This is a genomic window from Lacunisphaera limnophila, from assembly GCF_001746835.1.
Taxonomy (GTDB): domain Bacteria; phylum Verrucomicrobiota; class Verrucomicrobiia; order Opitutales; family Opitutaceae; genus Lacunisphaera; species Lacunisphaera limnophila.
Map to the genome: position 1 here is coordinate 2,308,038 of NZ_CP016094.1, position 21,760 is coordinate 2,329,797.

17 protein-coding genes are annotated in these 21,760 nt (G+C 65.9%); 7 read left to right on the forward strand and 10 right to left on the reverse strand.

The window, feature by feature from the left end; all coding sequences use genetic code 11:
• Positions 1 to 3 precede the first annotated feature (3 nt).
• The 7 genes from Verru16B_RS09625 (at position 4) to Verru16B_RS09655 (ending at position 7,089) form a co-directional block, all read left to right on the forward strand.
• Positions 4 to 999: a hypothetical protein gene (locus Verru16B_RS09625; RefSeq protein WP_069962084.1), complete on the forward strand. Its 996-nt coding sequence runs from the start codon at positions 4 to 6 to the stop codon at positions 997 to 999.
• Positions 996 to 1,907: a hypothetical protein gene (locus Verru16B_RS09630; protein WP_069962085.1), complete on the forward strand. Its 912-nt coding sequence runs from the start codon at positions 996 to 998 to the stop codon at positions 1,905 to 1,907. The genes Verru16B_RS09625 and Verru16B_RS09630 overlap by 4 nt, the downstream gene beginning before the upstream one ends.
• Positions 1,904 to 2,905: a hypothetical protein gene (locus Verru16B_RS09635; RefSeq protein WP_157772364.1), complete on the forward strand. Its 1,002-nt coding sequence runs from the start codon at positions 1,904 to 1,906 to the stop codon at positions 2,903 to 2,905. The genes Verru16B_RS09630 and Verru16B_RS09635 overlap by 4 nt, the downstream gene beginning before the upstream one ends.
• Complete coding sequence (locus tag Verru16B_RS09640; protein WP_069962087.1) at positions 2,902 to 3,927, forward strand: hypothetical protein; 1,026 nt, start codon at positions 2,902 to 2,904, stop codon at positions 3,925 to 3,927. The genes Verru16B_RS09635 and Verru16B_RS09640 overlap by 4 nt, the downstream gene beginning before the upstream one ends.
• Positions 3,924 to 4,940 (forward strand): hypothetical protein, encoded by a 1,017-nt coding sequence (locus Verru16B_RS09645; protein WP_069962088.1) that lies wholly within the window; start codon positions 3,924 to 3,926, stop codon positions 4,938 to 4,940. The genes Verru16B_RS09640 and Verru16B_RS09645 overlap by 4 nt, the downstream gene beginning before the upstream one ends.
• Positions 4,937 to 5,890, forward strand: coding sequence for a hypothetical protein (locus Verru16B_RS09650; RefSeq protein WP_069962089.1), 954 nt, complete (start codon positions 4,937 to 4,939; stop codon positions 5,888 to 5,890). Before Verru16B_RS09645 ends, Verru16B_RS09650 begins: the two co-directional genes overlap by 4 nt.
• A gap of 203 nt (positions 5,891 to 6,093) precedes the next feature.
• Positions 6,094 to 7,089 (forward strand): hypothetical protein, encoded by a 996-nt coding sequence (locus Verru16B_RS09655; protein WP_069962090.1) that lies wholly within the window; start codon positions 6,094 to 6,096, stop codon positions 7,087 to 7,089.
• A 195-nt stretch (positions 7,090 to 7,284) separates the two neighbouring features.
• On the opposite strand, the gene pnp is transcribed toward Verru16B_RS09655, so the two are convergent.
• From pnp to Verru16B_RS09705, 10 genes are all read right to left on the reverse strand, one after another.
• A complete protein-coding gene (gene pnp, locus Verru16B_RS09660) occupies positions 7,285 to 9,486 on the reverse strand; it encodes a polyribonucleotide nucleotidyltransferase (RefSeq protein WP_069962091.1) in 2,202 nt (733 codons plus the stop codon).
• Positions 9,487 to 9,773: 287 nt separating this feature from the next.
• Positions 9,774 to 10,037, reverse strand: a complete 264-nt coding sequence (rpsO, locus tag Verru16B_RS09665) for a 30S ribosomal protein S15 (protein ID WP_069962092.1) — start codon at positions 10,035 to 10,037, stop codon at positions 9,774 to 9,776.
• A 273-nt stretch (positions 10,038 to 10,310) separates the two neighbouring features.
• Entirely contained in the window at positions 10,311 to 10,892 is a 582-nt protein-coding gene (locus Verru16B_RS09670; RefSeq protein ID WP_157772365.1) for a YfbM family protein, read from the reverse strand.
• Between the two features lie 32 nt (positions 10,893 to 10,924).
• Complete coding sequence (locus Verru16B_RS09675; protein ID WP_069962094.1) at positions 10,925 to 11,308, reverse strand: DciA family protein; 384 nt, start codon at positions 11,306 to 11,308, stop codon at positions 10,925 to 10,927.
• Between the two features lie 139 nt (positions 11,309 to 11,447).
• Complete coding sequence (locus Verru16B_RS09680) at positions 11,448 to 13,196, reverse strand: ABC transporter ATP-binding protein (protein WP_069962095.1); 1,749 nt, start codon at positions 13,194 to 13,196, stop codon at positions 11,448 to 11,450.
• Positions 13,197 to 13,357: 161 nt separating this feature from the next.
• On the reverse strand, positions 13,358 to 14,239 hold the full coding sequence (locus Verru16B_RS09685) for an ABC transporter permease (RefSeq protein ID WP_069962096.1): 882 nt from the start codon (positions 14,237 to 14,239) through the stop codon (positions 13,358 to 13,360).
• Positions 14,236 to 15,153 carry an ABC transporter permease gene (locus Verru16B_RS09690; protein WP_069962097.1) on the reverse strand — a complete coding sequence of 306 codons (918 nt, stop codon included), beginning with the start codon at positions 15,151 to 15,153 and terminating at the stop codon, positions 14,236 to 14,238. The genes Verru16B_RS09685 and Verru16B_RS09690 overlap by 4 nt, the downstream gene beginning before the upstream one ends.
• A 135-nt stretch (positions 15,154 to 15,288) precedes the next feature.
• Complete coding sequence (locus tag Verru16B_RS09695) at positions 15,289 to 16,902, reverse strand: peptide ABC transporter substrate-binding protein (RefSeq protein ID WP_069962098.1); 1,614 nt, start codon at positions 16,900 to 16,902, stop codon at positions 15,289 to 15,291.
• A gap of 68 nt (positions 16,903 to 16,970) precedes the next feature.
• A complete protein-coding gene (locus Verru16B_RS17830) occupies positions 16,971 to 20,186 on the reverse strand; it encodes an ABC transporter substrate-binding protein (protein WP_083270246.1) in 3,216 nt (1,071 codons plus the stop codon).
• Complete coding sequence (locus Verru16B_RS09705) at positions 20,167 to 21,738, reverse strand: peptide ABC transporter substrate-binding protein (protein ID WP_099093279.1); 1,572 nt, start codon at positions 21,736 to 21,738, stop codon at positions 20,167 to 20,169. The genes Verru16B_RS17830 and Verru16B_RS09705 overlap by 20 nt, the downstream gene beginning before the upstream one ends.
• Between the last annotated feature and the right edge of the window lie 22 nt (positions 21,739 to 21,760).

Sequence of the window (21,760 nt, forward strand, 5' to 3'; positions counted from 1 at the left end):
ACCATGCGTTACGGCATTCTGGCGGTCACGGTCCTGACCTGGGCGGCTCCCCTCGTCAGCGAGGAAAAGGACGGGACGGTGGCCACGGCGGTCTACGCCAACATTGGCAACGGCTACCAGCGGGTGAAGGCCAAGGACGGGAGCTACAAGCCCGAGTACTACGCACTCAGCAATGGTGGCCGCATCTACGGCACGATCAGCGACATCACGGTGGACCGGGTCACCTACCCCGAGGTGACCAAGATCGCCATGGAGCTGCTGGCCCAGCAGAACTACCATTACGCCAAGTCCAAGGAGCAGGCGAAGCTTCTCCTGGTGCTGAATTGGGGCGGCACGCTCGCACCCAATGGCATGCACCAGCAGTTGAATATCGCGAGCGCCCGGATTGCGATGAGAACGCTCCAGATTCTGGAGGACGACGCCCGGACGGTCGTGGCGCCCACCTATGTCGGGGAGGATGTCGGCAAGAACACGACTGAGGGGCGCGGGCGGAGCATCCAATGGGCCACCAACGAGGAGGTGGCGGTGACCTATGGCGCCGCGACGGTGGAGAGCGGGTTCCTGCGCGGACTGGTCGACGACCGGGTCAGGGACCAATTGAATGAGCAGAATGCCCGGGTGCTGGGCTACCTCGACGATCTCGCTGACTCGAATGACATCCGGCGCTGGGCGGGCGGCGGCGACCGGTACAATGACCTGATCACTGACGTGGAGGAGTGCCGTTATTACATCGTGGTGTCGGCCTACGACTTCCCGGAACTATTGAAGACCCAGAAAAAGAAACTGCTCTGGCAGACGCGAGTGAGCGTGCGTTCGCCCGGCAACGCCTTTGACGAAAGCGTGGCGGCGATGTTGAAAAGCGCCTCCGCGTACTTTGGCCAGAACAGTGGCAAACTGGTCCGCGGCGAGGAGACCAAGGGCACCGTCGAGCTGGGGGAATTGAAATACCTGGGTGAGGCCAAGGCACCGGAGAAAACCCCCGCCAAAGAGAAGAAATGAAACCAGCAACCGGCAAGATCCTGATCGGGGTTGTCCTCCTCTTCGCGGTCTCCGCGGATGCCGGGGCGGCCCCGGAGACCGTGGCCACCGTCGTGTATGGCAAGGTCGGCCACGGTTACCAGCGGGTCCAGGGGCCGGACGGGAGCTTTCAGCCGGAATATTACGCGTTGAGCAATGGCGGGCTGATCGCGGGGACTACGAGTGACAATACCATTGCCCGGGTGACCTATCCCGTGGTGGCGGAGATAACGGCGCGGCTGCTGCAAACGCAAAATTACCATTACGCGCAGAGCAAGGAGCAGGCGAAGCTGCTGCTCGTGCTGAACTGGGGGGCGACGCTCAGTCACAACACCGTGAACTACGGGCAAGCGGTCAATACGCTCGCCAAGGCGGTGAATCTGCAGGCGGAAGAGAAAATGTTTGCCCCGACCGGATCGGCGGTGAATGGCGGCGTGTCGATGGAAGCCCTGTTCCAGATTCAGGAGGAAAACCGGGCGCGCGACGCCATCAACCTGCCCAACGCCAAGATCCTCGGCTACCTGGATGCGATCAACGACGCCAACGGAATCCAACGCTGGGCCGGCGGGGGAGACCGCTACACCGACCTGCTCACCGACATCGAGGAACCCCGCTATTACATCGTGATCTCGGCGTACGATTTCCCCGCTTTGGAGAAAAAGGGGGAGAGGAAGATGCTCTGGCAGACCCGGGTAAGCGTGCGCTCGGCGGGCAACAGCTTCGACCAGAGTTTCGGTTCGATGCTGAAGAGCGCCTCACTTTATTTCGGCCGGGACAGCGGCAAGCTGGTGCGCCGTGATGAGGCCTTGCCCCGGGTCGAGTTGGGGGATTTGAAATACCTGGGGGAGGCGAAGGAACCAAACCAATCACCCACCAAGGAGAAAAAATGAAATCCACGAGATACGGAATGCTGGCGGTCATAATCCTCGCCCTGGCGGCGGCGGCCTCTGGCGGGGCGGCGGATACCGTCGCGACGGCGGTTTATGCGAAAATCGGCAACGGCTACAAGCGGGCGATGGCCAAGGACGGGAGCTTCAAGCCCGAGTACTATGCGCTGAGCAACGGCGGGCTGATCCGCGGGACGATGAACGATATCACGGTGGACCGGGTCAGCTATCGCGACGTGGCGATGCTCGTGATTCCGTTGCTGGACCAGCAGAGCTACTATTACGCCAAGACGAAGGAGCAGGCGACCCTCCTGCTGGTCCTGAACTGGGGCACCACGCTCGCGCCCAACGGCGTCCACAAGGAGATGAATGTCGCGGCCGCCCGGGCCATCATGGACACGCTCACGGTGGCGGAAGGGGATGCCAACGCGGCCCGGGTGGCCACCTACGAGAGCGAGGATATCGGCAAGAACTCGGCCGCCGGGCTCGGCCGGAGCCCGCAATGGGCCAACAATGAGGAGATGGCGGCCCACCACACCGCGGTGGCGGTCGAGAGCCAGTTCCTGCAGCTGTTCAACGACGACCGGGTCCGGGACGAGCTGAACCAGCACAACGCCCGGGTGCTCGGTTACCTGGATGAACTGGCCGACTCGAACGATATCCGGCGCTGGGCGGGCGGGGGCGACCGGTACAACGACCTGCTGGCCGATGTGGAAGAGTCGCGGTACTACATCGTGATCTCGGCCTACGATTTCAAGGAGCTGGCGAAGACCAACAAGAAGAAACTGCTCTGGCAGACCCGGGTGAGTGTGCGTTCACCGGGCAACACCTTCGACGACAGCGTGGCGGCGATGATGCGGAGCGCCGCCAAGTACTTCGGGCAGAACAGCGGCAAGCTGGTCCGGGGCGAGGAGACCAAGGGCACGGTCGAGCTGGGCGAGCTGAAGTATCTGGGTGAAGCCAAGGAAGTGAATACACCGGCCCCCAAGGAGGAAAAATGAAAGCCCGCCGGTACGCCGTGCTGACGGCGACGATCCTGGTCCTGGCAGCGGCCGAGGTGGCGGCGGCCGCGGAAACGGTCGCAACCGCCGTGTATGCCAAGGTCGACCCCGGCTACAAGCGCGTGAAGGCCAAGGACGGAAGCTACAAGCCCGAGTATTATGCGCTGAGCAACGGCGGGCTCATCGAAGGCACAACGAGCGACGCCACGGTGGACCGGGTCAGCTATCGCGACGTGGCCAAGATCGTGATCCCGTTGCTGGACCAGCAGAATTATTATTACGCCAAGACGAAGGAGCAGGCGAAGCTCCTCTTGGTGTTGAACTGGGGCAGCACGCTCGCGATCAACGGGGCGCACCGGGATGCCGCGCTTGCGTCGGCCCAGGAGGCGGCGCAGGACTTTCAAAGGACCCAGCGAGACCTGGCGGAGGCGATGGCAACGAGGCAAAAGGCGGGGGAACCCCCCTCGTACCCGGGTGAGGATCGGGTTGCCACCACCTCGACCGGCATGGGACGGAGCATCCAGTTCGGGTCGAATGAAGAGGTGGCGGTGACCCAGGCCGCGGTGTCGGTGGAGAACAGCTTCCTGAATTCGCAGGTCAACGACCGGGTCCGGGACGAGCTCAACACCAAGAACGCGCAGGTCCTAGGTTATATGGACGAACTGGCCGACTCGAATGACATTCGCCGATTTGCCGGCGGCGGCGATCGTTACAACGACCTGATCACCGAGGTGGAGGAGTCGCGGTATTACATTGTGATCTCGGCCTATGATTTCCCGGAACTGGTGAAGACCCAGAAAAAGAAACTGCTCTGGCAGACCCGGGTGAGCGTGCGTTCACCGGGCAATACCTTCGACGACAGCGTGGCGGCGATGATGCGGAGCGCCGCGAAATACTTCGGCCGGGACAGCGGCAAGCTGGTTCGCGGTGAGGAGACCAAGGGCACGGTCGAGCTGGGGGAATTGAAATACCTGGGCGAGGCCAAGGAAGTGAACCAACCTCCTGCCAAGGAGGAAAAATGAAAACCCGCCGGTACGCCGTCCTGGCGGTCACGATCCTGGCCGTGGCGGCGGCCGCCGTGGGCGCGGACGCGGGAAAGGTCGCAACCGCAGTGTATGCCAAGATCGACCCCGGCTACAAGCGCGTGAAGGCCAAGGACGGGAGCTACAAGCCCGAGTATTACGCGCTGAGCAACGGCGGTCTCATCGAAGGCACGACGAGCGACAGCACCGTGGACCGGGTCAGCTATCGCGACGTGGCCAAGATCGTGATCCCGCTGCTGGACCAGCAGTATTATTATTATGCCAAGACGAAGGAGCAGGCGAAACTGCTGCTGGTGCTGAACTGGGGCGGCACGCTCGCACCCAACGGGGCGCACCGGGATGCCGCGATTGCGGCGGCCCAAGTCGCGGCGCAGGATTTTCAGCGGACGCAGCGGGACTTGGCGGCGGAGATGAAAAGGCAGGAAGCGGCGGGGGTGCCCCCTTCGTACCCGGGCGAGGATCGGGTGGCCACCACGACCAACGGCATGGGTCGGAGCATCCAGTTCGGGACGAATGAGGAGGTCGCGGTGACCCAGTCCGCGGCTTCGGTGGAGAACAGCTTTCTGACTTCGCAGGTCAACGACCGGGTCCGGGACGAGTTGAACACCAAAAACGCGCAGATCCTCGGTTACATGGACGAGCTGGCCGACTCGAATGACATCCGCCGATTTGCCGGCGGAGGCGATCGTTACAGTGACCTGATCACCGAGGTGGAGGAGTCCCGCTACTACATTGTGGTCTCGGCTTATGATTTCCCGGAACTGCTGAAGACGCAGAAAAAGAAGTTGCTGTGGCAGACGCGGGTGAGCGTGCGGTCGCCCGGCAACGCCTTCGATGAAAGTGTGGCGGCGATGATGAGGAGCGCCGCGAAGTACTTCGGGCAAAACAGCGGCAAGCTGGTCCGGGGCGAGGAGAGCAAGGGCACGGTCGAGCTGGGCGACCTGAAATTCCTTGGCGAAGCGAAGGAAACCCCTCCCACTAAACAGAAATGAAGATCCCCTCCGTCATGGCCCGAACCGGCCGGTATGCCGCCGTCTTGCTGCTGTTGTCCGGACTGGGCACGTCCGCGTTCGCCGAGGAGCTGATCGCCACGGCGATCTCGGGTCGCGTGGGGTCCGGTTACCAGCGCACGAAGCTGCCGGACGGTTCCTTCAAGCCCGAGTATTATGCGCTGGCCAACGGCGGGCGGATCGAAGGCACGGGCAGTGACGTGACGGTCGACCGCATCCAGTATCCGGAGATCGCCGAGGTCGCCAGCCGCCTGCTGGCCCGGCAGAACTACCGCTACGCGCAGACGGCGGACCAGGCGACGCTGATGATCGTGCTGCACTGGGGCGTGACGCTCACCTTCAACAGCGGCAACTACGCCACGAGCGTGGGCAACGCCGCCTCGGCCATGGCGAACCTGAAATCCCTGGGGGGCGGTCCCGGCACGGCCCCGAGTGCCGACGCCGCCGTGGTGGCCGCCGGGGAGGTTTTCGAGAACGAGATGATGAAGCTCGCGATGGAGAATCGGGTCCGCGACCAGATCAACCTGCCCAATGCGCGCTTGCTCGGCTATCTCGACGATCTCAATGAATCCAACGACATCCGCCGCTGGGCCGGCGGCGGTGACCGCTACAACGACCTGATCGCCGACGTCGAGGAGTCGCGGTACTACATCATCGTGTCCGCCTATGCCTTTGAGCCGTTGGTGAAGCGGCAGGAGAAGAAACTGCTATGGCAGACGCGCGTGAGCGTGCGGGCCCCGGGCAACCGGTTTGATGACAGTGTGGCGGCCATGATGAAGGGCGCCTCGAAATATTTCGGTCAGGACAGCGGCAAGCTGGTTCGCGGCGAGGAAAGCAAGGGCGTGGTCGAGCTCGGCGACCTGAAGTTCCTCGGCGAGGCCAAGGAGCCGGCGCCGGCGGTCCGGCCGGCGGCGAAGGACGGGGGCAAGTAGCTGAATTTAAGGGGATTGTCCGATGGCGTGTGGGGCGGGCGCGGCGGATCCGAGCCAACCTGCCCGGAGGTCAGGTTCCACCTTGAGGCAGGTCCCGTCACGAGCAGGCAATGGCCGGGAAGTTGAAGGGGAAAGGCACGGACCGGGGTTGATTCTGCTGATGGCTTTCTTTTCAACCCCGTTTCACTAGACTCCTCTCTGTCATGAAAACCACGTTCCTTCCCTCGCGGCTGATCGGTGTTTTGACCAGCCTGTTGGTGCTCGCGACGCTCGGGCGCGCGAACGACGATTACTCGGTGCTGACCTCGGTCATGGCCAAGACAGCCAAGGACTACAAACGGGTGAAAGGGCCCGACGGCAAGTGGGAGCGGGAATACTACACGCTGGTCAACGGCGGGCCGGCCGAGGGCACGATCCGCGACAGCGCGCAGGGCCGGGTGCCGTTTGTCGCGCTGGCCACGGTGCTGGCGCAGCATCTGGCGCGGCAGGGTTATTATCCGGCGGCCAGTGCCGACCAGGTGGATCACCTGCTGGTGGTGAATTGGGGCCAGACGCGGCCCTTTGCCGACGCGGTGTACCGCGATGGCCTGGACAACGTGGTGGACGCGATGAACATGATGTCGCTGAAGAATCAGGCGTCCCTGGCGGCCAATGCCAACGCCGGCACCCAGACCCAGTCCGAGATGACGCTCACGGGCAGCGTCGAGGACATGGAGGCGGAGGCCGCCGACAGCTACCTGCAAAATGCGATGATCATCCAGGACATGAACAACCGGGCCCGCAACCAATCGAACGCGCGGACGGCGCACCTCCTGGGCTACATGGGCAACATCAACCAGGCCGACGGACCGCAGCGCTATGCCGGCGGCGGCGACCTGTACAACGAGCTCATCGCCGACATCGAGGAGGCCCGTTATTACATCATTCTCTCGGCCTACGATTTCGACCGGACCGTGCGCCAGCAGCGCCCGAAGCTGCAGTGGGTGACGCGCATGAGCATGCGGGCGCCCGGCAACAGCTTTGCGGAGAAGGCCGCCGCGATGATCGCGTATTCCTCGTCCCGGTTCGGCCAGAACACCAGCGGTCTGGAACGGAAGCTCTACCCGCAGTACAAGGTGAACCTGGAGGACACCCGGTTTCTCGGCATGGCGTCCACGTGGCGGAATCCGGCGGACGCGGCGCCGGAGTCGAAGCAGTAGGGTTGGGGGCGCCAGAATGAGTCGGTTGTAGGGCGGGGTCGCCGAACCCCGCCTTTTTTCGGGCATGATATCGCGTTCGAGGCGGGGTTCGGCGACCCCGCCCTACAGTTAAGGCAGGGGGCATAAAAAAGCCGCGACTGGCGTCGCGGCTTGAGGGGGAGGGAGAAAAGCGCGTTGGGGGCAACGCGCTTCACCTTATTGGGCGGCGGGGGCTTCGGGGGCCGGGGCGGCCTCGGCGGGGGCGCCGCCGGCCTGCTTCTGGGCCTCGAGCTCGGCCATCGCGGCCTTGCGGCTGAGACGGACCTTGCCGGAGCGCTCGTCGATGCCGACGCACTTCACCGTGATGGAGTCGCCGACCTTGACGACGTCCTCGGTGCGGCGCACGCGGAAGTCGGCCAGCTCGGAGATGTGGACGAGGCCTTCCTTGCCCGGCATGCACTCGACGAAGGCGCCGAACTCCTTGGTGCCGGTGACGCGGCCGGTGTAGATCTTGCCGATCTCGATCTGGGAACCGCCGCCGCAGAGGGCGTCGATTTCCTGCACGGCGCGGTTCATGGCGTCGGCATTGTTCGAGTAGATGAAGACCTTGCCCGAGTCGTCGTCGGCGATGTCGATCTGCGCGCCGGTCGTCTCGGTGATGCGGCGGATCGTCTTGCCGCCGGGCCCGATGAGCAGGCCGATCTTCTCGGGATCGATCTGGATCGTCTGGATGCGGGGGGCGTAGGGGCTGAGGTCCTTGCGGGGGGCCGGCAGGGAGGCGAGCATCGTCTTGAGGATCTCGATGCGGGCCTCGCGGCACTGGTGGACGGCGGCCTTCACGATCTCAAACGGCAGGCCGTTGATCTTGAGGTCGAGTTGGAAGCCGGTGATGCCCTTGGTGGTGCCGGCGATCTTGAAGTCCATGTCGCCGAAGTGATCTTCCTCACCGAGGATGTCGGTGATGGTGGTCCACTTGGTGATGGCGCCGCTGGCGTCCATCTCGGTCATGAGGCCGCAGGAGATGCCGGCGACGGGGGCGATGATCGGCACGCCGGCGTCCATGAGGGCCAGACAGCCGCCGCAGATCGAGGCCATGGAGGTCGAGCCGTTGGAGGCCATGATCTCGGAGACGACGCGGATGGAGTAGGGGAAGACGTCCTCGGGGGGCAGGATCGGCACGAGGGAGCGCTCGGCGAGCGCGCCGTGGCCGATTTCGCGGCGGCCGGGGCCGATGAAGCGGCCGGCCTCGCCGACGGAGAACGGCGGGAAGTTGTAGTGGAGGATGAACGACTTGGAGGTCGCGCCGCCGGTGAGGCCGTCCATGTCCTGGGCTTCCTTGGTCGGCCCGAGGGTGACGAGGGCGATGTTCTGGGTGTCACCGCGCTGGAACATGGCGGAACCATGGACGCGGGGGAGGACGCCGACCTGGGCCTTGAGGGGGCGCAGGGACTTGGCGTCCCGCTTGTCGGAGCGGAGGCCCTGGGCGAGGACGGTGGCGCGGTAGGCCTTGTACTGGAGGTCCTCGAACACGACGTTGAGGTCGACATCGGTGAACTTGTCGGCGCCGAGCTCGGCGGTGAGGGCGGCCTTGGCCTCTTCCTTGAGGGCCTTCACGTTGGCGGAGCGGACGTTCTTCTCGTAGCCGAAGATGGCGGCGGAGACGCGCTCGGCGGGGACGACGCGCTCGATGATGGCGCGGGCCTCGGGGGTGGCGCCCACGAGCTTGAAGGTGGCCTTCGGCTTGCCGGCGAGCTTCTGCAGCTCGCGGATGGCGGCGATGATGGGCTGGATGGAGGCGTGGCCGAACGCGAGGGCCTCGATGAACTTGTCCTCGGCGATCTGGTCGGCGGAACCCTCGATCATCAGCATGTCCTTCTCGTTGCCGACGTAGATGAGGTCGAGCGCGGACGAGTACATCTGCTCGATGGTGGGATTGGCGACGAAGACGTCGTCGATGAGGGCGACGCGGACGCAGCCGATGGGCCCGTTCCAGGGGATGTCGGAGATCGCGAGGGCGGCGCTGGCGCCGTTGACCATGGCGATGTCGGAGTCGTGGATGAGATCGGCGGAGAGGAGGGTGCCGATGATCTGGACCTCATTGAGGAAGCCCTCGGGGAAGAGGGGGCGGCAGGGGCGGTCGCAGAGGCGGGAGATGAGGATCTCGCGCTCGGAGGGACGGCCCTCGCGCTTGAAGTAGCCGCCGGGGAAGCGGCCGGCCGCGGCGTACTTGTCGCGGTAGTCGCAGGTGAGCGGGAAGAAGTCCTGGCCGGGGCGCATGGTCTGCGCGGCGCAGGCGGTGACGAGGACGTTGGTCTCGCCGACGTTGACGTTGACGGCGCCGCCCGCGAGCTGGGCGATGGAGCCGGTGGAGAACGTGAGGTTCATCCCGGCGACGGTGACATTGTGTTTCTGATTCATGGTATGACTAGGGTGGGCCGCTCAGGGCCCGGGGTGCGACGACGCCAAAGCGGCGGCGGCGCGGGGTGGGGGTTGCCGGTTTCGTGGCGCCCTCTGAATCAGTGCCGAGAAATTTCGGATTACGGCTCTCTCGGGATGGAGGTCGGGGTTGGTCCCCGACGTTTCGGGCGTGAAGCCCGACCTACCAAATGAGGGAGAAGTAAGCTGAAATGTCCCGGGCGCTGGTCCGTGTGAGGGGAGCTAAAACGAAGGGCGACCCGTCGGTGGGTCGCCCTTCGTGAAATCGGTTACTTGCGCAGGCTGAGCTTCTGCAGCAGGTCGTTGTATTTGGCGAGGTCCTCGGCCTTGACGTAATCAAGGAGCTTGCGACGACGGCTCGCCATCTGGAGAAGGCCGCGGCGGCTGTGGAAGTCCTTGCGATGCGTGCGCAGGTGCTCGGTCAAGTGATTGATGCGAGCCGTGAGCAGCGCGATCTGGACGTCGCTGGAGCCGGTGTCCTTCTCGTGGATTTTGTACTGGGCGATGACTTCGGATTTAACGGGTTGTGACATGGTTTATGTTGTTGATGACGCGGTCGTTTAGGGGGATTTCTCCCGTGCCGCCCGCTTTTGGAGGGCCGGCGGCACCGTTAGCGCCCGGTTGCCCGGACTGACCGTGGTGGGAGTCTGCGACCAGCAGACCCTCACTAACGCAAGTGGGCATTAACCAAGCCGGAGGCGTGCCGCGCAAGCGTAATTTTGCTGCCGTTGGACCGGGACACGTTGTCTCAAATCGAACGCTGGCGACGTGGCGGACGAGGCTGCGGACGGCACTCCGCGGGTACTTCAGCTGACGTAGATGACGAAGCCTTGGCGGGCGAGGGCCGCCGCCTGCAGGAAATTCCTGAGCGTGTCGAAATTGTCCGCGACATAGAGTTCGTTCTGTTCACCGGCCCGGGAAGGTTCCCACAAGGCATCGGGATAGACCTTGGCCGCGAGCATCGCCGGGGCATTGAACCGGGCGAGGAACTCGTCCCGGGTTAGGGGGCTGAGCGCTGCGGCCAGGGTTTGGGTCTCCTGGGAGGAAAAGGCCCGGGCGGGTCCGTATCCCACCTCCTCGCGCCCGACCGTTTTGCCTCCGCTGCAGATGAAGCCAAGCGGATGGGGGGTCTCGTCGGCCGCACCGGTGAGCATGAAGTGGATCGCGTTCCAGGCCTTGTCCAGGTCGACCTCATCACCGGTTACCCGCTCTAGGGTGATCGGGGGCAAGGCGGGCTGGGGCCGTCCGAACAGGCGGGCGAGAAATCCCGGGGGCTGGGCGGGTTCGTCCTCATCGTCCTCCTCCCCGAGCACCTGATGGATGAGCTTGGGGTGGACGAGGAGTTTGGCGATCGTGTCGTCATCAAGACGACGTAGGACGGTGATCATGCCCATAAGGAATCCTCAGGTTGGGTCGGGGTTCAGTTGGCGCGCAAAGCCAGGCCCTTGATGTGGTCGCAGCCGGGGAGTTTGCGGAGTTTTTCGACGATGGCCTCGCGGTGCATGAAGAGCTCGTTGCGGACCACGCTATGCGAAACGAGGACGACGAGGAGGTTGCGTTCGACGGCGAGGGGGTGGGAGTAGCCGGCGTTGCCCGTGCCAACGAGCTCGGCCCATTTGTCGCGGATGCTGTGTTCGATCGAGTCGTGGCTGATGCGGTATTTGATGAGGAGCTCGTCCACGAGGGAGGCCAGGTCCACGGTCGGCCGGCGGCGGGACCGGCCGGGGTCCTCGGGCAGCGCGCGGAAGCCGGCGATCATGTTCTCGATCGCGCGGGAGAATTCCTTGGGCTCGGGCTCAGGCATGACTGAGCAAGTAACAAGGATCAGGTATCAAGTGACAAGGGATGAATCACGTTTGTAGGAGCCTGCTTGCAGGCGAATCGGGACTTCCTCAGTCGATGTGAGTTCCTGTCGCCTGTAAACAGGCTCCTACAGCCAAGCATTATTGGGCGCCATGGGCGCTTTGCCTATCATAGAGCGATTTGTACAGGGCGTTGCCGGCGTAGAGGGCGGTGTGGTCGCCGGAGGCGGCGATGCGGCCGCGGTCGAAGACGAGGATCTGCGAGGCGTCGCGGATCGTGCTGAAGCGGTGGGCGATGATCAGGACGGTCTTGCCCTGGACGAGCTTGCGCAGGGCGTCCTGCACGGCGGCCTCGCTGTCGGAGTCGAGCGCGCTGGTGGCCTCGTCGAGGATGAGAATGGGCGCGTGGCGCAGGAAGGCGCGGGCGATGGCAACGCGTTGCTTCTGGCCGCCGGAGAGCAGGGCACCGCGTTCGCCGACGATGGTCTCGTAGCCGAGGGGCAGCTGGCGGATGAACTCGTCGGCGTGGGCGTCGACGGCCGCGGCCATGATCTCGTCGCGCGTGGCGCCCTCGCGGCCGAGGCGGAGATTTTCGTAGATCGTGTCGTTGAAGAGGACGGGTTCCTGGGAAACGAGGGCGATGTGGCGGCGGAGGTCGGCGAGTTTCATCTGGCGCACGTCGATCCCGTCGATGGTGACCGCGCCGGCGCCGACCTCGTAGAAGCGGGGCACGAGGTTGGCGAAGGTGCTCTTGCCCGCGCCGCTGGGGCCGACGAGGGCGCAGACGGTGCCGGCGGGGATGGTGACGGTGACATCCGACAGGGCCGGGGAGTCGCCGTAGGCGAAGGTGACGCCGGAAAAGGCGATCTCGCCGCGCAGGCGGGAGACGGGGACGGGCTGCGGAGGGTCCTTGATAGTGACGGGCTCGTTGAGGATCGCCTCGAGCCTATCCAGGGCGCCTAGGCCGCGTTTGGTTTCATTGTTCAACGCACCGAGGCGCTTGACCGGTTCGTAGCTGGCGTAGAGCGCGGTGATGAGCGCCATGAACGTCGGCAGGTCGAGGTGGATGCGATAGGCGTAAAGCAAGGTGCCGGCGATGCCCAGGGTGGAGATGATCTCGATCATGGGCGCGAGCGCCTTCTCGTATTTCACGAACTTCATCTGCGCGGTGATGAGGGCGCGGGTGACCAGGCTGAATCGCGCGGTTTCGCGGTCCTCCAAGCCGAAGGCGCGGATTTCACGGGCGGCGGCGAGGTTTTCGTTGAAGCGACTACTGACGGCACCCAGCTCCCGCTGGATGCTACCGGAGCGACGGGCGAGTTTCTTGCCGATATGCCTGATGGGCAAAACCGTCAGCGGCACGGCAGCGAGGCAGACCAATACCAGCGAGAGTCCGTCGATCTGATAGGCCTTATAGGCAATGACGCCGATGGCGCCGACCAGTGTGGCCGGGCTCTTCACGATCTCGTTCGCAACGGTGGTCAGCGTGAACTGGAGCTGGTTGGCATCGGCCAGTCCGCGGGAGATCAGGTCGCCCGACGAGTGGCGGCCGAAGAACGAGAGGGGCAATACCTGGAGTTTGCGAAAGAAGTCGCGCCGGATGGATTCTAGCACGCGTGTTCCGGCCAGCTGAATGAGGTAGGCATTGAGATAACCGAAGACACCTCGGAGGGTGAACACGAGCGGCAGCCAGAGCACAACCACGGCCAGCTGCCAGTTGGAGAGGGGGGCAGCGTTCGCGCCGAATACTACGGGGAAGACCCTGTCCACCATGAGGGGCAAGCCGGCCCCTGTGGCGATGCCCGAAATCACGCCGCACAGGATGCCCAATAGCAGCAGCGACCGGTGCTCACGCAGGTAGTGAAAATAGGGACGGAAACGGCGGAGCATGGGCGACGGAGGACAGATGACAGAGGACGGAGGACGGAGGCCAGACGGAAAAAGGGCCAGAGGGCGTATCCGCTGCAGGAGCCTGCTTGCAGGCGATTCAAGACCTTGGTGGTAGGCGTGCGTTCCTCATCGCCTGCAAGCAGGCTCCTACAATAAGGGCCTCAATCCTTCGCGGCGCGGACATCCAGGGCGTCGCGGAGGCCGTCGCCGAGGAAGTTGAGGGAGAAGAGCGTCAGCGAGAAAAGGGTGCCGGGGAAGACGAGGAGCCACCAGTATTCCTCCATCTTCTCGGCGCCGTCCTTGATGAGGGTGCCCCAGGAACTCATGGGGGGCTGGACGCCGAGGCCGAGGAAGCTGAGGAAGGCCTCGAGGAGCATGACAGCCGGGATGGTGAGCGTGGTGTAGACGATGATCGGGCCGAGGGCGTTGGGCAGGAGGTGGCGGAAGATGATGCGGCGGTTGCCGTAGCCGAGGGAGCGGGCGGCCTCGATGAACTCCATTTTCTTCAGCGTCATGATCTGGCCGCGCACGATGCGCGCCATGGTCAGCCACTCCACGGCGCCGATGGCGACGAACAGCAGGATGATGTTCCGGCCGAGGAAAACCATGAGGAGGATGACGAAGATCGTGAAGGGCAGGGCGTACATGATGTCGACCAGGCGCATCATGATGGCGTCGGTGCGGCCGCCGACCCAGCCGGCGACGGCGCCGTAGACGACGCCGATAGTGAGGGCGACGAAGGTGGCGCAGAGGCCGACGCCGAGGGAGATGCGGCCGCCGTAGAGCACGCGCACGAGGAGGTCGCGGCCGAGCTGGTCGGTGCCGAGCCAGTGGGCGCCGCCGGGCGGGGCGAAGGTGTTGTCGAGGTTCTGGTCGGCGTAGTCGTAGGGGCTGAGCAGCGGGCCGAGGAGGCAGGCGGCCGCGAGCACGAGGAGGGTGATCCCGCCGACCACGGCGAGGCGGTTGCGGCGGAGGCGGTGCCAGGCATCGCGCCACGGGGAGGAGCCGGATTCGCTGACCGGGAGTGGGGCGGATGCGCTCATTCGAATTTGAGGCGCGGGTTGAGCCAGACCTGGACGACGTCGACGACCAGGTTGCAGATGACGATGAGGCTCGCGTAGAGGATGACGGTGCCGAGGACGAGGGTGTAGTCGCGGTTGAAGGCGCTGTTGACGAACTCGCGGCCGAGGCCGGGGATCTGGAAGATGGTCTCGATGACGAAGGAGCCGGTGAGGATGCCGGCGACGCCGGGCCCGAGGAAGGCGACGACGGGGAGGAGGCCGCCGCGGAGGGCGTGGCGGAAGACGATGCGGCCCTCGGTGGCGCCCTTGGCCCGGGCGGTGCGGATGAAATCCTGGTTGAGCACCTCGAGCATGCCGCCGCGGGTGAGCCGCATGATGTAGGCGGCGTACACAAAACCGAGGGTCAGCGAAGGCAGCACACGGTCGGCCGGGGTAAACCAGCCAGAAGCGTTGAACCAGCCGAGGTGGATGGCGAAGAAGAGGACGAGAAGCGGCCCCAGCACAAAGGTGGGCACGCAGATGCCGAGGAGACCGGTCGTGCTGGCTACGTAATCGAGCCAGGTGTTGCGACGGACGGCGGCCAGCACGCCGAGGCTCAGGCCGACGACCAGCGCCACGGCGAGGGCGAGACCGCCGAGCTCAAGGGAGACGGGCAGCTTGTCGGCGATGATCTCGTTGACGGTGCGGTTGGAGTATTTGAAGGAAGGGCCGAGGTCGCCCTGCAGCACCTGCCCGAGGTAGGAGAGGTATTGGCGCCAGAGCGGCTGATCGAGGCCGTAGTGGGCCTCGATGTTGCGGAGGATCTCGGGCGGGATCGCCTTTTCCGCCGTGAACGGACCGCCGGGCACGAAGCGGACCATGAAGAACGTCGCCGTGACGATGATGAACAGGACCGGGATGGTCTGGAGCAGGCGGCGGAGGACGAAGCGGAGCATCGGGTATCAGCAGACGGAGGTCAGAGGACGGAGGCCAGACGGAAAAAGGGGGCGAAACGGTGGGAGCGAGCTTGCTCGCGACGGTCTCGAGTCACGAGCAAGCTCGCTCCCACCGGGGAAAGGCGCGGCAGCGGATTATTCCTTAAAGTGGACGAATTTCCAGTTCTGGTTGTCGAGGGGGTTGGCGGGCCAGTGGACCAGGGGGGAGAGGGCGTAGACCTTGCGGTAGAAATAGACCGGCATGATCGGCAGCTCCTGGACGATGATCTCCTCCATCTGCTGGTAGAGTTCCATGCGGGCGGTCTCGTCGGGGGCGCGGCCGGTGTCGCGGAGGAGTTGGTCGTAGCGGGCGTTGGACCAGCCGGTGCGGTTGTTGCCGCCGCCGGTGACGAAGGTGTCGTAGAAGGAATTGGGGTCGTTGTAGTCGCCGATCCAGCCGCCGCGGGCCATGTCGTAGTCGAGGGTGTCCATGCTGCGGAGGTAAACCTTCCATTCCTGGTTGATGAGGCCGACTTCGATGCCGAGGTTCTGGCGCCACATTTCCTGCAGGGCCTCGCAGACGCGGCGATGGTTGTCCTGGGTGTTGTAAAGGAGTTCGATGCGGGGGAACCCGCGGCCCTCGGGGAAACCGGCCTCGGCGAGGAGGCGGCGGGCCTCGGTCAGGTCGCCGGTGAGCCGGGCGCGGGCGGTGTATTTTTCCGTGGGCGGGGTCATGCCGTAAGCCGGCTGCTGGCCGCCGCGGACGACGTTGCGGGCGAGGCTCTCGCGGTCGATGGCGAGGGAAAGTGCGCGGCGGACGCGGACGTCGTCGAGGGGTTTCCGCGTGACGTTGAAGCGGAAGTAGTAAGAGCCGTAGTAGACGTCCGAGCGATACGAGTCGGGGAAGTCGCGTTGGTAGACATCGATCTTGGCGGCGGGGAGTTCGTAGGTCTTGTGCAGCTGGCCGGTGCGGAACATGCGTTCCTCCGTGTCGAGGTTCTCAGTGGGGAAGAAGTGGATGGCGTCGAGCTTCACGGCGGCGCGGTCCCAGTAGGTGGAGGAGCGCTCGGCCACGATGACCTGGTTGGGGCGCCAGCTCTTGAGGACGAACGGGCCGTTGCCGACGAAGTTTTCCACGCGGGTCCAGGCCTTGCCGCGGGAGGTGAGGCCGCCGTGTTGCTCGACGGAGGCGATATGCACGGGAAACCACGCGTAGTGTTTCATGGCCTCGAGGAGGTAGGGGACCGGGTGCTTGAGGCGGATCTCGAGGGTGCGGGCGTCGAGGGCCTTGATGCCGACCTGGCTGAAATCCGTCAGGGTGCCGCGCTGGTAGTCCTCGGCGCCGATCACGGGGGCGAACTTGTAGGCGTACTCGGCGCCCAGCGACGGGGTGAGGATCCGCTGGTAGGAGCGGGCGAAGTCCTGGGCGGTGACGGGGTCGCCGTTGGACCACTTGGCCTCGGCGCGGAGGTGGAAGTTGTAGACGGTGCCGTCTGCGGAGATGTCCCAGCGCTCGGCGACGCCGCCGACGGTGTCATTGGCGGTGGGGCCGTAGGAGACGAGACCTTCGAAAAAGGCGTTGAGCAGTTTGTTTTCCGGCACGCCGGTCACGGTCTGGGGGTCGAGGTCCTGCGGCTCGGCGCCGTTGCCGAAGAGGAGGATCTTCGGGGCCGGACCGCCGGTGGGGGCGGGTTCCTTGCGGCCGCAGGCGGTGGCGGTGAACAACACGAGCGCGGCGGTGAACGCCGGGAGTAGAGCGCGGGGAAGCATGGGCCCAACAGAAAGCACGGGTCGAGCCAGCGCAAGGCGCGCGGGCGGACTTTCTGCCGGCGGGGGGCTTACCGCGGGGCCAGCATCGCGTCGCGGCGGGCCTTGAACTCGTTGCCGGGCTGCCAGGCCGGCCAGGTGTCGTCGTTGGCGACGCGGCGCCCGACTTCGAAGAGGAACGCCGCGTCCTGCTCGGCGCCGGTGAAGGTCCAGTCGGGCTGCACCTCGTCCGTGACCTTGTGGTAGCGGTTGGCGATGTAGTCGGTGACCAGTTTCTCGGCGAAATCCGGGGGCAGGCCGATGAACCGGCGGCCGGCGCGGCCGTAGAAGGCGGGCACGCCGACCTTGGCGAACTCGAAGTGGTCGCTGCGGTAGTAGCTGCCGACCTCGGGCCGCGGGTCGGGGGAGAGGCTGCGGCCCTGCTCCGCCGCGACGGTGGCGGCGACGGCCTCGATGGTGGTGGCGCCGCTGCCGACGACCACGACATCCTCGGTGGGGCCGAACTGGTTGGCGCCGTCCATGTTGATGTTCGCGACGGTCCGCTCGAGCGGGTAGAGCGGGTGGGTGGCGTAATAGCGAGAGCCGAGCAGGCCCTTTTCCTCGGCGGTGACGGAGAGGAAGAGGAGGCTGCGCCGGGGGCGTTCCGCCGGCGGCAGGGCGGCGAAGGCGCGGGCGAGCTCGAGCAGGACGGCGGTGCCGGCGGCATTGTCGGCGGCGCCGTTGTAGATCTGGTCGCCCGGGAGACGTTCGTCCCGGCCGAGGTGGTCCCAGTGCGCGGTGTACACGACGTACTCGTCCTTCAGTTGGGGGTCGGAGCCGGGCAGGAGGCCGACGACGTTGCGCGAGGCGACATTGCGCAGCTGGGCGGCGATGGTGAAGGCGGCCTTGGCGGGCAGGGTGACGGGGCGGAAGTCGGCGCGCGCGGCGGCGGCCTTGGCGATGTCGTAGTCCCGGCCGGCCGCGGTGAAGAGCTTGCGGGCGCCGTCGATCGTGAGCCAGCCGGAGAAGGCGACATCGCCCGCGTTGCCGTCGGGCGAGGCGATGGTGAAATTCTCGCGGGTGTTGCTGCCGACGAGCACGGCGAAGGGGTAACCGGCGGGACCGGTCTCGTGGACGATGAGGCAGCCCGCGGCGCCCTTGGCGGCGGCGATCTCATACTTGTAGGTCCAGCGGCCGTAGTAGGTCATGGCCTTGCCCTTGAAGAAGGTGTCGTCGAGGGAACCGTCGGCCTTGGTCACCGGCGGATCGTTGACGAGCATGACGACCGTCTTGCCGCGCACGTCCACGCCCTTGTAGTCGTCCCAGCCGTACTCGGGGGCGACGACGCCGTAGCCGACGAACACGACCTCGGACTGCCGGGTGGCGAGCTGTTCGGCAACGCGCGTGGTGTAGCCGATGTAGTCGTTGATGGGTTCCATCGCGAGGGTCCGGCCGTCGAGTTCGAAGGCCAGGCTGGGCAGCGAGGTGATGCCGACGAGGGGTACGTTCTGCACCCAAGAGCCGTCGGGGTTGCCGGGGGTGAGGCCGAGTTTTTCGAATTCGCCTACCAGATAGGCGACGGTCTTTTCCTCGCCGGGCGTGCCCGGGGCGCGGCCCTCGAACGCGTCGGAGGCGAGCACGCGGGTGTGGTCGAGGATGCGGGCCGCGGAGAAGTCGGGGGCCGCGGCCGGAAGCAGGGTGGTGGCGGCGAGGCAGAGGAGCACCAGGGCGCGGGGCGGGTTATTCATCGGCGAGGGAGACATGCTTGTAGTAGCGGGTCCAGAGAGCGTCCTCCTGCCAGCCGCGGACCGTGGGGCGACGGAGGAAATTCTTGGTGTTGAAGTAGAGCGGGACCAGCGGCAGGTCGTCCAGCAGGACTTTTTCCGCCGCCGGCAGCTCGTCGCGGGCGAAAAGGGCGTCGTAGGCGGGGTGGTGCCACTGGGGGTAGTTGCCGGCATCGCCGCTGGTGAGGTGTTGGAGCAGGTCGGCGGGGCGTCGTAGTCGGGGATGGCGGTGGCGTAGGCGAGGTCGTAGTCGCCGGCGGCCATCGCGACGAGGTGGGTATGGGCCTCGCGCTGAACCAGGGGGATGGTGATGCCCAGTTCGCTGCGCCAGCGCTGCTGGATCGCCTCGAGCACCAGGTTGCCCGCGCCCCAGGTGGTCAGCTCGAGCCGGGGAAAGCCCCGCCCGCCCGGGTAGCCGGCGGCGGCGAGGAGGCGCCGGGCTTCCGCGGCGTCCTCGGTGAGTGCGGCCTCCGGCACATAGCCCCCGAGCCCCGGCGGCACGAAATTGAGCGCGACCAGCTGGCCGCCTTTGAGGACCTTGTGGACGAGTTCGGCCCGATCGAGGGCGAGGCTGAGCGCGCGGCGCACCCGGAGGTCGTTGAGCGGGGGGCGGGTGGTGTTGAGCGCAATATAGCGGGTCTCATGCAGGGGCACGGTCTGGAGCAGCTCCGGCGCGGTGCGGCGGTAGCTGTCGAGCTTGGCAAACGGCACGGTCATGGAGACATCGAGCTGGCCGGCGCGGAAGGTGCGTTCCTCGGTGTCGCTGCTGGTGAAGGCGAGCATTTGGATTTCATCGAGGTGGATGGCGGCCGTGTCCCAATAGTGGGGATTCCGGCGCAGGGTGATCCGTTGGTTGGGCTTCCATTCCGCGAGGACGAAGGGGCCGTTGCCCAGGTAGAGCCCCGGCCGGGTCCAGCGGTCGCCGTGGGCCGCGAGGGTGGCGGCGTGGACGGGAATCCACGGCCCGCTGGCCACGAGGGAGGGAAAGTCGGCGGCGGGCCGGGCGAGGGTCAGGACCAGGGTGTGTTCGTCGGGGGCGGCCACGCCGACCGACGTGAAATCCGGGACGCGGCCAGCGAGGAAATCGCGGGCGTTTTTGAGGGCGAAGTAGAGCGGGGCCTTGGGGGCGGCGGTGGCCGCGGTGAGGGCGCGCCGGATGGAGAACACAAAATCCCCGGCGGTCACCGGCGTGCCGTCGGCCCACCGGGCATCGGGGCGGAGGTGGAACGTGTAGACGAGGCCGTCGGGGGAGGCGTTCCAGCGGGCGGCCACGCCGGGCAGGGGCGGCCCGCCGGCCGGGTTTGGGGTGAGGAGGCCCTCGCTCAGGGCGCGGATGACGAAGAACTCGTCGGGCAGGGTGGCGAGGTGCGGGTCGAGCGTGGCGGGCTCGTTGCGCTGGGCGAGGCGGAGGACCTGCCGGGAATCGGCGGCGGGCTCAGTTTTGGTGCAGCCCGCACCCAGGCCACAGAGGACCCCGAGGGCGCAGAGGGCCCATGAGCGCCGACTAATGCTCCAGCCAGACATGCTTGTAGGGGTGGCGGTCGAGAGGCAGCGGGTGCCAGCCGCGGACGGAGGGGTGCACGAGGCGGACGGTGGTGAAATGGTAAATCGGGATCACGGGCAGTTCCTCGAGGAGGATGGTTTCGGCCTGACGCAGCAGCTGTTCGCGTGCCACGGGATCGGCGGACCGGTCGGCGGCGTGGAGGGCGGCGTCGTAGGCGAGGTTGTTCCAGCCGGTGTGGTTGTTGTTGGAACCGCCGCGGAAGACATCGAGGAAGGACTTGGGGTCGGCGAAGTCGGCGACCCACTCGGAGCGGAGGACGGAGTAGTCGAGGGCGCGGCGTTTCGCGAAGAGGGAGGATTGCTCCATGTTATTGACCGCGACCGTCACGCCCAGCTGGCGCCACATCTGTTGCACGGCCTCGGCGATGATGCGGTGGTTGCCCGAGCTGTTGATCATGATCTCCACCGGGGGCAGGCCCGCGCCGCCGGGGTAGCCGGCCTCCGCGAGCAGGCGGGCGGCTTCCGCCGGATCGTGGCGGAGAGTGGCCGGCGGGGTGTAGCCGGTGATGCCGGCCGGGGTGAACGAAGCGGCGGGCTGCTGGCCGCCGCGGGTGATTTTTTCCGTGAGGGCGCGCCGATCGATGGCCAGAGAGAGGGCGCGGCGGACGAGGGTTTTGTCCAGGCCCGGGCGCGTCGTGTTGAGGCGGTAGAAATAGGTATCGAGAAAGGGGCTGATGCGCAGGACGTCGGGATGGTCGCGGCGGTAGCTGTCCACCTTGGCGACAGGGAGCGCCTCGGTTAGGTGGAGTTGACCGGCGCGGAAGGCGCGTTCCTCGCCGTCCACGTCGGCGGCGGGGTGGAAGTGGATGGCGGCGAGGCGCACGGTGGCGGCGTCCCAGTAGGTCGGGGATTTATCGACGATGATCACCTCGCCGCGGCGGTTGGCCTTCAGCACGAAGGGACCGTTGCCGACGAGGTGGGCGGGGTCGGTCCAGCGGTTGTCGCGCTGCGTGACGCCGCCGTGCTGCTCGATCACCGGCAGGGGCACCGGATACCAGACGGGATGGGAGAGCAAGCTGAGCAGAAACGGCGCCGGATGCGCGAGGGTGAGGCGGAGCGTGTGGTCATCCACGGCCAGGGCGCCAACGTGGGTGAAGTCGGTTAGCCCGCCCTGGTACCAGGACTCGGCGTTCGCGAGGACGAACAGCATGGCCGCGTTGTCGGCGCCAAGGGGCCGGCTGAGGACGCGCTGGATGGAGCCGACGAAGTCGCGAGCGGTGACGGGAGCCCCATTGGACCATTTGGCATTGGCCCGAAGATGGAAGGTCCAGATGAGGCCATCGGCGGAGGTTTCCCAGCGCTCGGCGACGCCGGGGACGGGGGCGCCGGTCTCGGGGTGTTCACCGACCAGGCCTTCGAAGAGGGCGGAGATGACGTTGATCTCGGGCAGGCCGGTTTCCCGGTGCGGATCGAGGCCCGCGAGGTCGGCGGAGAGACCGCGGTGCAGGACCTGTTCGCGGATGCCCCGCTCGACATCGGTCTCGCGCTTCTTGCAGCCGGAGGGGATGGCCACAAAAAGGCACAGGCAGACACAA